General features: G+C 66.5%; 10 protein-coding genes. 4 read left to right on the plus strand and 6 right to left on the minus strand.

Annotation, left to right across the window (positions count from 1 at the left end):
* Nucleotides 1-501: 501 nt before the first annotated feature.
* From MZTS_RS11170 to MZTS_RS11180, 3 genes are all read right to left on the minus strand, one after another.
* The gene (locus MZTS_RS11170) at nt 502-1773 is read right to left on the minus strand and encodes a three-Cys-motif partner protein TcmP (RefSeq protein WP_192283900.1); all 1272 of its coding nucleotides are present in this window, start codon (nt 1771-1773) and stop codon (nt 502-504) included.
* Nucleotides 1774-1862: 89 nt separating this feature from the next.
* Nucleotides 1863-2615, minus strand: coding sequence for a DUF5131 family protein (locus tag MZTS_RS11175; RefSeq protein ID WP_009863861.1), 753 nt, complete (start codon nt 2613-2615; stop codon nt 1863-1865).
* A gap of 416 nt (nt 2616-3031) precedes the next feature.
* On the minus strand, nt 3032-6763 hold the full coding sequence (locus tag MZTS_RS11180; RefSeq protein ID WP_192283901.1) for a vitamin B12-dependent ribonucleotide reductase: 3732 nt from the start codon (nt 6761-6763) through the stop codon (nt 3032-3034).
* A gap of 518 nt (nt 6764-7281) precedes the next feature.
* On the opposite strand from MZTS_RS11180, the gene MZTS_RS11185 reads away from it, so the two are divergent.
* From MZTS_RS11185 to MZTS_RS11195, 3 genes are all read left to right on the plus strand, one after another.
* Nucleotides 7282-7698, plus strand: a complete 417-nt coding sequence (locus tag MZTS_RS11185; RefSeq protein ID WP_192283902.1) for an NADH:ubiquinone oxidoreductase subunit NDUFA12 — start codon at nt 7282-7284, stop codon at nt 7696-7698.
* Nucleotides 7699-7789: 91 nt separating this feature from the next.
* A complete protein-coding gene (locus tag MZTS_RS11190; RefSeq protein WP_192283903.1) occupies nt 7790-8887 on the plus strand; it encodes an SMP-30/gluconolactonase/LRE family protein in 1098 nt (365 codons plus the stop codon).
* A 102-nt stretch (nt 8888-8989) separates the two neighbouring features.
* The gene (locus tag MZTS_RS11195) at nt 8990-9652 is read left to right on the plus strand and encodes a DUF2155 domain-containing protein (protein WP_192283904.1); all 663 of its coding nucleotides are present in this window, start codon (nt 8990-8992) and stop codon (nt 9650-9652) included.
* Nucleotides 9653-9763: 111 nt separating this feature from the next.
* Here the strand turns inward: MZTS_RS11195 and MZTS_RS11200 are convergent, their stop codons facing one another.
* On the minus strand, nt 9764-10243 hold the full coding sequence (locus MZTS_RS11200; RefSeq protein WP_009863168.1) for a monooxygenase family protein: 480 nt from the start codon (nt 10241-10243) through the stop codon (nt 9764-9766).
* 47 nt (nt 10244-10290) lie between these two features.
* Between MZTS_RS11200 and MZTS_RS11205 the strand changes: the two genes are divergently transcribed.
* Entirely contained in the window at nt 10291-10902 is a 612-nt protein-coding gene (locus MZTS_RS11205; RefSeq protein WP_192283905.1) for a WHG domain-containing protein, read from the plus strand.
* Nucleotides 10903-10906: 4 nt separating this feature from the next.
* On the opposite strand, the gene aat is transcribed toward MZTS_RS11205, so the two are convergent.
* Both aat and MZTS_RS11215 read right to left on the minus strand, forming a co-directional pair.
* Entirely contained in the window at nt 10907-11581 is a 675-nt protein-coding gene (aat, locus tag MZTS_RS11210) for a leucyl/phenylalanyl-tRNA--protein transferase (RefSeq protein WP_192283906.1), read from the minus strand.
* 88 nt (nt 11582-11669) lie between these two features.
* Nucleotides 11670-12611, minus strand: a 942-nt coding sequence (locus MZTS_RS11215) for an ATP-binding protein (RefSeq protein WP_192283907.1), incomplete at its 5' end; no start/stop codon positions are given.

Consider the following 12611-nt stretch of genomic DNA (forward strand, 5'->3'; position numbering starts at 1 on the left):
TGCCGCCGCGAAAACCTGGCGACGGCTGAAGGGCGAAAACCAGTTGCCCAAGGTCGTCGCCGGCGTCATCTTCCGCGACGGGACCGAGGTCATCGCGCGCCCAGATCACCGCGCCGCCTGACCACCGCCGTCACCCAAAATCCTGCATAGCTCTCCGTCAGGTCGGTTTCGTAGCGCAGCTCCGAGCGGCTATGCTGCCGCCGGGTGGTCGGGGTCCACATGGCACTTCCAGATCAGGCTTCAGCACCCTTCTGGAAACACTGCCATCCCGGCCACTCAACCCCACAAAACACCCTTATCGGACGGGCTCTCAGCAGATCGCCGCCTGACCCTCCGCCTCAACGGCAATCGCGGCCTTCACCGTAGGCGTACGGTTGAGGTCTCAGCAACACGTATGAGACTGGCTTCGATCGGTCGGCCCGTGACGATCGCGAGCCCGGCGGCATGAGGTCTCCTGGTAGGTCGAAGAAGGCTCAGCAGCGGCAGCTCGCTAGGCTTTTCTCACGTGAACGGGCTGAACATTGACCGTTGCACAGCCGGGAGAATGACGTCGCCCCAAGCGCAGTTCTGTGTGCGGGGCCGCTCCTTCCCGTCAGCGGTGTAGATTTGTACCTCCCCCTCTGCGCGCAGCCCGACGATGGCATCGGATACGCGCGTGATCGTGGCCGGCGTCGTGTTGCAAATTTCGGTGAAGAGGGTTCCGACCGTGACACCGCCGGCGGCAACCCGGCGGGCGTCGAAGATGCGATGCGGCAGTTCCGCCATCAGCGCGGACTTTGACCGTGCATTCGCGTCATCGTCGAATAGGAAATCAAGCGGGATCTGCCCGATGGGCTTGCCGGGGTCGAACCCCAGCATCTGAGTGCCGGCGCGGCCGTGGTGGATGAAGTGGTTCGTCAGTTCCCAGTGGCGGTTGGCCATCTCATCTCGCGCCCGCGGGTGCTTCGAGATGTGCACCAGCCAGTATGACCGGTGGCTCTTGGGCGACTTAATAAAGAAGCAGGTATAATACGGCGCGCCAGTACGCTCCTGTAGATGGCGGTAGAGGAAGTTCTGGATGAGCCAGCGTGCTTCCCGTCCGCCATTGTCGCGCAATGCCAACATGGCGCGGATGTGATCCACGCCGAGTTCTGCTGGCATCACAGCGCGAAGAAAGCTGTCATCTTCGCTCAAGAACGCAATGATGAAATCGACGTTGAATGTCAGAATGATTTCGGGGTTCTTGAGACTGTCGAGGATGGTCCGGATGGCCTGCAACGATACGTCGCCGTAGCCGTACTGATCGAGGAAGAAAAGCGCCCGGTGGCCGCCGCGGTGACGCTGGACGCTGTCGATCACGGTGGGCAACGCGTCCTCGAAGGCGTCGTTGAGCAGGTGGATGTTGGTGCCGAGGTTCGGCGCGTGGGGCGATCGCGCGATGATGTCGCGCAGATGCTCCAGGGTTCCCTGCTGCTGCTCAATGAAGATGAACTCAGGCCGGAAGTGGAACGGTTTCGTCCGCTTGGCGGCGAAGACGGCCTGGGCGCTGGCAATTTCGTCCAGCAGGATCATCGGTGATCCAGGTCGTATCTGACCTTGGTAGCTGTACGCGCCGCCGCCGGCGAAGCCGTCGACCAACGTGAGGGCAAGCCCGTCGTGCCGGGGATCGGAGGTCAGGATCTCGATGTAGCGCTGCAGGTAGCTACGGAAGACAGCGTGCTTGGCCGCGCTGTGCTCCTCGAGGGGCGGCGGCGTACTGCCGACCTGCCACTCGTACTTCTGCTTCTTGGCCATCGATGGTGCCTGCGCGGATCAGGGCGAGACTATTTCGGGACCGGGCTCGCGGCAACGCCCCTGGATCGCTCCATCGTCGGCGGCGAGCCTCAGGCGGCTCGCCCGGCAAGGATGCTCTCGCGGGCCTGGGCGGGCCATTCGCTCCACTCCCGTCCGTCGAGATCGCGCCCCCCGCTCTTGGGCCGGAAGCCTCCCCACTGCTTGAAGAAGAATGGCACCTCCTGCGCCTGGCACTGGTCGCGTACATCGCGGGCCCATTCGATCTGCATCGGCCTTGCCCGTGGTCCGCTCTCGCCGCCGGCGATGACCCAGTGGATCCCATCGAGTTCCATCGGTCCGACCGGTCCGATCAGCGGCTCGATCGACAGAAATCGTACGCCGGCTGGGGCTTCTCGAAGGTGCCGGACGCGTGCTTTGGCCTTGGCGTCCTCGACCGAGACACCGAGCCAGATGTGATCCGGGGACCGGGTCGCGTACCGGGATTTTAGGTAGTCCCGCATCAAGGAGCTGCGCTTGGTGAGAACCTGGAAGGTATGCCAGTCGGCCGCTTCCATCGTGTCGAACACTTGGTCAACGAACGATCTCGGAACGTCCTTGTGGAAGAGGTCGCTCATGGAATTGACGAAGATCATCCTAGGACGCCGCCATTCCAGAGGCTGGGCTAACCGTTCCGGACGTAGGGCGAGATCGAAACCGTGCTCAAAGGCGTGCCCGGGGATCCCACGCCAGCGCTCCGCGAACCGGGCTGCGTAGCAGTTGTCGCAGCCGGGCGTGATCTTGGTGCATCCCGTCACCGGGTTCCATGTGGCATCCGTCCACTCGATGCTGCTGGTCTGTGCCATACGTGCCTTCTCAACGCTGGCTGATGCAGCATAGCTTGTAGAGCCTGGTTCCACGGTGTGGCAATCGAAGCCGCTCTGGCCGTATCGCCCGCCCCAAGCTTCGCCACGGGTCGACGATCAGAAGAGCAACTGCGTGAGCACGCAGCAGCCGATGACCGGGTCGGACATCCTGTGCAAGGCTTCGTCGGTGGGACGCGACAGCCCCGGTTTAGACGGGATCTGCCGCAGTGCAGGCAAGCGGCAGTGTTCGCCACCTTAGCGACGCCCCGTAAAGCATTGCAAACAAAGAAAAAGGCGCGCGGATCACTCCGCACGCCTTCCTCTCAAACGCAACTTTATGCCGCTTTAATAGTCAGAAACACCGCTAAAAACGCAATGTTTCGGTGCTCGTCATGGCTACAACACTCACGCCACACTTACGAACAGCCGGTGGTCGAGCCGCAGGTGTCGCATTTCAGGCAGGTGCCGTTGCGGACGAGCGTGAAGTTCGCGCATTCCGGGCAGGCCTCGCCGACATAGCCCTTCATCTTCGCCTCGGCCCGGCGGTCGGCGACGCTGCGCTCCGCCTTGGGCTCCGGTTTGGCGAAGGGCAGGGCCTCGACGCTGCCGAGGTTCTGCGGCTCCGCCTTCAGCGCCGTGGCGCCGTGGACGGCATGGACCGTGCCGCCGGCCGGTGCGGTCTGGCCTGTGGCCGGCGCGGCCACTCCCGGTGTCGCGCCGGCCGGGCCGCCCTGGATCAGGGTGAGCCGGTCGGCCGAGCCGCGCAGCAGGCCGCGGGAGACGATCGCCGAGGCCGCCGGGGCCGGCTTGCCGGATTCGCGGGTGGTGTCGCCCTCGCCGCCGCCGAGCACCGTGCCGCCGATCTCGGACGGGTTGACGTGGGCGAGATCGGTCCGGCCGAGATACGAGACCGCCAACTCGCGGAACACGTAGTCGAGCAGCGAGGTCGCGTTCTTGATCGCGTCGTTGCCCTGCACGAAGCCCGCCGGCTCGAAGCGGGTGAAGGTGAAGGCCTCGACGTATTCCTCCAGCGGCACGCCGTATTGCAGGCCGAGGGAGATCGCGATGGCGAAGTTGTTCATCAACGAGCGGAAGGTCGCGCCTTCCTTGTGCATGTCGATGAAGATCTCGCCGAGGCGCCCATCCTCGTACTCGCCGGTGCGCAGATAGACCTTGTGCCCGCCGACGACCGCCTTCTGGGTGTAGCCCTTGCGGCGATCCGGCATCTTCTCCCGCGAGCGGATGCGTTCGACCCGCTCGATCACCCGCTCGACGATCTTTTCCGCCGCCGCCGCCGCCTTGGCCGCGGCCGGAGCCTGGATGATCGCCTCGAGTGCCTCGTCGGCCTCCTCCTCGTCATCCGCAATCAGGGCGGCGTTGAGCGGCTGCGACAGCTTCGAGCCGTCCCGGTAGAGGGCGTTCGCCTTGAGCGCGAGGCGCCAGGACAGCAGGTAGGCCGCCTTGCAATCCTCGACGGTCGCGTCGTTGGGCATATTGATGGTCTTGGAGATCGCCCCCGAAATGAAGGGCTGCGCCGCCGCCATCATGCGGATGTGGCTCTCGACCGAGAGGTAACGCTTGCCGGTGCGCCCGCAGGGATTGGCGCAATCGAACACCGCGTAGTGCTCGCGCTTGAGGAAGGGCGCGCCCTCCAGCGTCATCGCTCCGCAGACATGGGTGTTGGCGGCCTCGATCTCCTTCTTCGAGAAGCCGAGGAACGGCAGCAGCTCGAAGCTCGGATCGGAAAGCTTCTCCGCCGGCACCTTCAGGGTGTCCTTGAGGAAGTCGTCGCCGAGCGTCCAGCGGTTGAACACGAACTTGATGTCGAAGGCCGATTTCAGGCCCGCTTCCACCGCCGCGATCTTGTCGTCCGTGAAGCCCTTGGCCCGCAGGCTGCCGGGATTGACCGCCGGGGCCTGCCCCATCGAACCGTGGCCGACGGCGTAGGCCTCGATCTCGGCGATCTCGCTCTCGCGATAGCCGAGCGCCCGCAGGGCGTCCGGCACGGCGCGGTTGATGATCTTGAAGTAGCCGCCGCCGGCGAGCTTCTTGAACTTCACCAGGGCGAAGTCGGGCTCGATGCCGGTGGTGTCGCAATCCATCACCAGGCCGATCGTCCCGGTCGGCGCGATCACCGTGGCCTGCGCGTTGCGGTAGCCATGCCGCTCGCCGAGGCTGAGCGCCCGGTCCCAGGCGGCCCGGGCATGGACGCCGATGTCGGCCTGCGGGATGTTGGCGTGGTCGAGGGGCACCGGCGCGATGTTCAGGCCCTCGTAGCCGGCCACCTCGCCATGGGCGGCGCGGCGGTGGTTGCGGATCACCCGCAGCATGTGCTCGGCGTTCTCGGGATAGGCTTCGAAGGTGCCGAGTTCGGCCGCCATCTCGGCGGAGGTGGCATAGGCCACGCCGGTCATGATCGCGGTCAGCGCGCCGGCCAGCGCCCGGCCCTCGGCCGAGTCGTAGGGCAGGCCCATGGTCATCAGCAGGCCGCCGATATTGGCGTAGCCGAGGCCGAGGGTGCGGTACTTGTACGAGAGTTCGGCGATCTCCTTGGACGGGAACTGCGCCATCATCACCGAGATCTCGAGCACCACCGTCCAGAGCCGGTTGAGATGCTCGAAGGCCTCGACATCGAACTGCTTGGTCTGGCGGTCGTACATCGTCAGCAGGTTGGCGCTGGCGAGGTTACAGGCCGTGTCGTCGAGGAACATGTATTCGGAGCACGGGTTCGAGGCCCGGATCCGCCCGCCCGTCGGGCAGGTGTGCCAGTCGTTCATCGTGGTGTTGAAGTGCAGGCCCGGATCGGCGGAGGCCCAGGCGGCCTCGCCGATCTTTTCCCAGAGGTCGCGTGCCTTCAGGGTCTTCGAGACCTTGCCGGTGGTGCGCGAGGTCAGGCTCCAGTCTTCGTCGGCCTCGACCGAGCGCAGGAACTGGTCGGTCAGCGAGACCGAGTTGTTGGAGTTCTGGCCCGAAACCGTGAGGTAGGCCTCCGAATCCCAGTCCGTATCGTAGACGGGGAACTCGATCTTGGTGAAACCCTGGCGGGCGAACTGCACGACGCGCTTGATATAGGCGTCGGGCACCATCGCCTTGCGGGCGGCCTTGATCTCGCGCTTGAGCGCCGGGTTGCGCTCCGGGTCGAAGCAGGCGTCGCCCTCGGCCTCGCACTGGATGCAGGCCTTCATCACCGCGCTCAGGTGCTTCGACACGACCTTGGAGCCGGTCACCAGGGCGGCGACCTTCTGCTCCTCCTTCACCTTCCAGTCGATGAAGGCCTCGATATCGGGGTGGTCGATATCGACGATCACCATCTTGGCGGCGCGCCGGGTGGTGCCGCCGGACTTGATCGCGCCGGCCGCGCGGTCGCCGATCTTCAGGAACGACATCAGGCCCGACGACTTGCCGCCGCCGCCGAGCTTCTCGTTCTCGGCCCGCAGCATCGAGAAGTTCGAGCCGGTGCCGGAGCCGTACTTGAACAGGCGGGCCTCACGCACCCACAGGTCCATGATACCGCCCTCGTTGACGAGGTCGTCCTGCACCGACTGGATGAAGCAGGCATGCGGCTGCGGGTGTTCGTAGGCGGTCGCCGACTTCGTCAGTTCGCCGGTCTTCGGGTCGCAGTAGAAATGGCCCTGGCTCGGGCCGTCGATGCCGTAGGCCCAGTGCAGGCCGGTGTTGAACCATTGCGGCGAGTTCGGGGCCACCATCTGGCGGGCGAGCATGAAGCGCAGCTCGTCCATGAAGGCCGAGGCGTCCTCCTCCGAGGAGAAGTAGCCGCCCTTCCAGCCCCAATAGGTCCAGCAGCCGGCCAGCCGGTCGAACACCTGCGTCGCCGAGATCTCGGAGACGAAGCGCTCCTCCTCGGGCAGGTCGGCGAGCGCCGCCTCATCCGGCACGGCGCGCCAGAGGAAGGAGGGGACGCTGTTCTCCTCGACCTTCTTCAGGCGGGCCGGGACGCCGGCTTTCCGGAAATATTTCTGGGCCAGCACGTCGGCCGCGACCTGGCTCCAGCTCTCGGGAACGGAGATGCCCTCGAGCCGGAAGACGACGGAGCCGTCCGGGTTGCGGATTTCGCTCACCGCCTTGCGGAAGGCGATGGAGGCGTAGGGAGACTGGCCTGCCGTGGTGTAGCGCCGCTCGAACCGCATGAATCCCTTCTCCCTCGGAGCCAAGCGACCCCGTGACGCGGCGCGGGCCGCGATGAGTGGTTGAAAAGCCGGAACTGGCCCCGGCCGGTCCGGCCCCTCCTTCGCCGAAGGTGGGGGCCTGTCCGCCATGCGGAAACGGGGCTGTCGAAACCCCGCCGAACCGTCCGAAGCGATGCCTGAACCTTATGTCCGGGCTGGCCTCTGCGTCAATAACTAGTGCCGGCTACCCGTGTTCCGCGCTAGATGTTGTGTTCTGCGCCATAAACCTGTGGATATCGAGGCGGGGGCGCTAAGTAGCCTTCACGTCTCGTTGAATCACGCGCGAAATTTTTTCGATCCACAGGGATCGTCGGGGTCGGAAGACCTCCGGTCCGGGCCGGGCAGGGTTAACGGACGCACGAGACAGGGGAGGCGTGCCGTAAATGCGACAGCGGCACCGTTGTGCTGGACTCGCGCGCGTGCACTCCCCATAACGGCGCGTCGACGGTGCCGCGGACCCGTCGCCCGCCGGAGGAATCATGGCCCTCAAGGACACGCTGCTGCGCATCTTCACCTGGTGGAACGGGCAGACCATGTCGCTCGCGCTCTACACCTCGCGCAGCGGCCAGTTCGTCGGAACGGACGAGCTGGGCAACACATACTACAAGGCGCAAGGGCCGCTGATCGACCGCTCGGTCGGCTCCGAGCGGCGCTGGGTGGTGTATAATGGCTATGCCGACGCCTCCCGGGTGCCTCCGGGCTGGCGGGCTTGGCTCTGTCACAACGGCGATGTCCCTCCGAGCGAGGAGGATTACCATCCCCGCGAGTGGCAGAAGCCGCATGAGGAGAACCTCACCGGCACCGCCGCCGCCTACCGGCCGAAGGGCTCGCAGCTCTCCTGGGGCGCTAGACCCGCCGCCACCGGCGATTACGTGCCGTGGGTGCCGGGCGAATAGACGATTCCGTGACCGCCCGCTCCGGTCTTTAGGCTGAACGGATCGGCGCTTCGGGCCTTGTCCCTTCATCGAGGATGGAGGGGTGAGACCCATGCGAGCGACGATGTTGGCCCTGCTGCTGTGCCTTGGCGCGACGGCGGCACAGGCACAGGAAGCGGACGCCCAGGCGCCCTCAGAGCTGACGCCGGTCCTGAAATCCGAGAACCTCGTCTTCAACGGCATCACCCGGTCGAAGGACGGGCGGCTGTTCTCCCCCTTTCAGCGCCAGCAGAAGGACAAGGGGATCGAGCTCGGCGAGTGGGTCGACGGTAAACCTCAGCCCTATCCCGACGCCGCCTGGAACGGCTGGAAGACGGGGGAGGATGCGGCAAAGGCCTTCGTCGGCCTCAACGCCATCCGCATCGGCCCGGAGGGCGACCTGTGGGTGGTGGACAAGGGCGCGGCCGAACTCGGCGGCGCGCCCCTGCCGGGTGGCCCGAAGCTCGTGCAGATCGATCTCTCGGCGAACAAGGTCCGGCGGGTCTTCCCCCTGGAGAAGGCGACCACGGACAAGAGCTTCATCGACGATTTCCGCTTCAACGGCCGCAAGGTCTACCTGACCGATGCCGGTCAGCCAGGCCTGATCGTGCTGGACCTCGACGATGGCTCGCTCCGGCGCGTGCTGGACGGGCATCCGTCCACCGTGGCGCAGCGTCCCCTCACGGGCGAGAACAAGGTGCTGCGCGATGCCAAGGGCAAGCCGATCGCGATCCACGCGGACCAGCTCGAAGTCTCGCCCGACGGGAAGTGGTTCACCTATCAAGCCTGCACCGGCCCGCTCTACCGCATCGAGACGAAGTGGCTCGACGATGCGGGGGCGAGCGAGGCGGAGCGGGCCAAGCATGTGGAGCTGTTCGCCGCCACCGTTTCGACCGGCGGCACCGCGATCGATGCGGCGGGCAACGTCTACGCCTCCGACACCGACAACCTGCGCATTCTGAAATTCGCGCCGGACGGGTCCATGAGCACGCTGGTGCAGGATCCGCGGCTGGTCTGGGTTGATGCGATGTGGATCGACGAGGAAGGCGGGCTGTGGATTCCCGCCGCGCAGATGAACCGAAGCAAGGCGATGAACGGCGGCACGTCCGAGATCGCCTTCCCGACCACCATCTTCCGCATGTCGATCGGGGCCAAGCCGGTGCGGAATTGAGGGGACGGCGGCCGGCCGCCCTTTTTCCACCACCCTTCGGGTGTTGGAACGGCCGGATCGTTTCCCGGCCGCAACGGCCGGAGCCAGACTCAAGAGGGCGCCTTGAGCCGCATCCCCGCACATCTCCTGCGCCGGACCGCGCTCGGCACGCTTGCCCTGGCGCTGTCCGCGCTGCCGGCCTCCGCCGACAAGATCAAGAACCCGACCGCGGTGTTCTCCGGCCTCGACAAGATCACCGGCCGGATCGTGTCGTTCGAGGTCGCCATCGACGAGACCGTGCAGTTCGGCGCGCTGCAGCTCACGCCGCGGGTCTGCTACTCTCGCCCGCCGACCGAGACGCCGAAGACCACGGCCTTCCTCGAGGTCGACGAGGTGACGCTGGACAGCAAGTACCGGCGCATCTTCACCGGCTGGATGTTCGCCGCGAGCCCGGGGCTGCACGCCATCGAGCACCCAATCTACGATGTGTGGCTGACCGATTGTAAGGGCGGCACCGACGTGATCGCCGAGGCGAAGGAGCAGGAGGACGTGCCCGCGCTCGCCTCCCGCCAGGAGAAGCCCGGCCGGAAGAAGGGCACGGACCCGACCAAGACCGCGAGCCAAGTCAACCAGAACGGTCAGGTCGATGTCGAGGGGCCGCGCGGCGTGCCGGTGCAGCCCAAGCAGAAGCCGTCCCGGAAGTTCTTCCCGAACAACGAGGGCCCGGCGGCGGCCCCGCCGGCTCCCCGTGAGCCGCAATCGATCTTCGACGCGATCTTCCGCTAAAGCATCGTCCCGAAAGGTGGTCTCCGCTTTTCAGAAGGAGACGATGCGAAAACAAGGATCGAGAGCCTCATCCCGGATCCGATATCCGGGATGAGGCTCTCGACAATTCCGTTACGCGGCCAGCCGCTGCCGCGAGGTCATGAAGGGACCTTGCGGATCGCGGGCGGCGGCGAAGGAGGCGAGCCCGATCCGGCGCGGCATGCCGACATAGATCGCCTCCATGCCGCCGGAGAGGCGGTAGGCCTCGTGCCAGAAGCCGTTCCCCGCCGGATCGCGACCGAAATCCCGCCACCACGTCTTGTGCGGATCCGAGCGGGTGAAGGCCTCCAGGCTTTCGAGATCCCGCCAATATTGCCGCATGCCGATATGGGTGAGGCCGTAAACGAGGTTCTCGTGTGCGAGGAGCCCATCCGGCCTCTCCCGCCGCATCTGCGCGAGCCCGCGCCCGATTCCCAACAGCGCCTTCAAGCCCTGCCAGTGTCCGACTCGGAAGCCGAGATAGACCACGACGAGGTCGGGATGATCCGAGAGATCGACCGATTCGCGCCGTGGGCGGCTTCCGTTCGCCGCTTGCCTGTCCCATGCGGTCATGGCATCGACTCCATGTTTACACCGTAATCATAAGTTGGGCGCTTACAGTGTCAACATCAAAGGCCGAGCGGAGGCAGCTCAAGGGCGGCTATCACCATGGTGAGCTGCGTGAGACTCTGATCGCCGCCGGGCTGTCGATCCTCGAAGAGGGCGGCGATCCGGCGACGCTGGGCCTGCGGGAGGCCGCGCGGCGCGCCGGGGTATCGGCGATGGCGCCCTACCGGCATTTTCCGGACAAGGAGGCATTGCTCGCGGCCATCGCGACGGTCGGGTTCGAGCGCTTGCACGCGGCGCTGGAGGTTGCGGATCGCGCGGGGGAGGGGCGGGAGGCCCTGTATGCCCAGGGCGAGGCCTATGTCGCCTTCGCCTGCGCCCAGCCCGGCCTGTTCCGCCTGATGTTCGGCGCGAGATCGTGCGAACCGCGTCCCGATTCTCTGGTCGCCGCCTCCGGCGCGGCTTACGCGGTTCTCGCCGCGCGCGTCGCGGCCCTGGTGCCGGCGGCGCGCGCGGCGGACGAAACCCTGCGATCCTGGGCTCTGGTCCACGGCATGGCGGCGCTCGCCGTCGACGGCCTGCTCGGTGAGGAGGCACGGGCCGATCCCCAAGTCGCGGCGGCGCTGGCCGGGCGATTGCTGCGGCTCGATCCCGTTCCCGGGTAGAGTCTTATTCCGTTCCGTTCCCGATCCCGAGCGCCGCCAGGGCCTCCGTGCCGCTGAGGGCGCGATCCGGCGGTCCCCATTCGGCCCGCTCGGCGATGGCCACCGAGAGCTGGCGCTTGTAGACGTGGCGCGGCACTTCCTCGACGCCGAACTGGCTCAGATGCTCGGTGATGAACTGGGTGTCGGCGAGCCGGTAGCCGCCACGGCGCAGGCGAGCGACGAGATGGACAAGCGCGACCTTCGAGGCGTCGCGCACCTCGTGGAACATGCTCTCGCCGAAGAAGGCGGCGCCCAGGGAGACGCCGTAGAGCCCGCCGGCGAGGCGTCCCTGGTGGTAGACCTCGACCGTGTGGCAATGGCCGAGATCGAACAGCGCGCCGTAGAGGTCGCGGATGCGGCCGTTGATCCAGGTGCGCGCCGTGTCCCGGCGCGGCGCGGCGCAGCCGTCGATCACCGCATCGAAATCCCGGTCGGTGACGACCTCGAACAGGTCGGAGCGAACGGTGCGGGCCAGCCGCCGGGGAACGTGGAAGCGGTCGAGAGGCAGCACCCCGCGGGCGCGGGGTTCGACCCAGTAGATCGTCGGATCGTCCGCATCCTCCGCCATCGGGAAGATCCCGGCGGCGTAAGCCTTGAGCAGGATGTCGGGCGTGATGTCCACGGAAGTCCTGTCGTGCATCCGAGCTTTGTCGCTCGCTCCGCGCCCGGACGCCAGCCCGAAGAAGGACGAGGGTGAGAGAGGAGGGGGGAGCGCCCCCTCCGCCCCGTCAGCGCCGGGTCTCGGCGCCCGCCAATTCCTCGCGGGCGAGGAAGCTCTCGAGCCAGTGGATGTCGTAGAGCCCGTTCTGGACGTCGGCGTTGCGCACCAGGGTGCGGAACAGCGGCAAGGTAGTGTCGATCCCGTCGACCACGAACTCGTCGAGCGCCCGGCGCAGGCGCATCAGGCACTCGTTGCGGGTGCGCCCGTGCACGATCAGCTTGCCGATCAGCGAATCGTAATGCGGCGGGATGCGGTAGCCCTGGAAGGCGGCCGAATCGACCCGAACACCCAGACCGCCCGGCGGATGGAAATAGGTGATCAGCCCCGGCGACGGTCGGAAGGTGGCGGGGTGCTCGGCGTTGATCCGGCACTCGATGGCATGGCCCTCGACCTTGATGTCCTCCTGGGCCACCGACAGACCGCCCCCGGCCGCGACCCGGATCTGCTCGTTCACGAGGTCGATCCCGGTGATCATCTCCGTGACAGGATGCTCGACCTGGATGCGCGTGTTCATCTCGATGAAGTAGAACCGCCCGTCCTCGTAGAGGAACTCGATGGTGCCGGCGCCGAGATAGCCGAGTTCGCGCATGGCGTTGGCGCAGATGCCGCCGATCTCGGCGCGCATCTCGGCGTTCAGCGCGGGCGAGCCGCCTTCCTCCCAGACCTTCTGGTGACGGCGCTGGAGCGAGCAGTCGCGTTCGGCCAAGTGGACGGCCCCGCCGCGCCCGTCGCCGAGGATCTGCACCTCGATGTGGCGCGGCTTGGTCAGGTACTTTTCGAGGTAGACGGCGTCGTCGCCGAAGGCGGCCTTGGCCTCGGTGCGGGCCATGTCCAGCGCCTGCTCCAGCTCCTCTTCGGAGCGGGCGACCTTCATGCCGCGCCCGCCGCCGCCGGAGGCCGCCTTCACCAGCACGGGATAGCCGATCTCGGCGGCGACGCGCTTGGCCTC

Source organism: Methylorubrum zatmanii (assembly GCF_014845115.1).
In the GTDB taxonomy this organism is placed as follows: Bacteria; Pseudomonadota; Alphaproteobacteria; order Rhizobiales; family Beijerinckiaceae; genus Methylobacterium; species Methylobacterium zatmanii.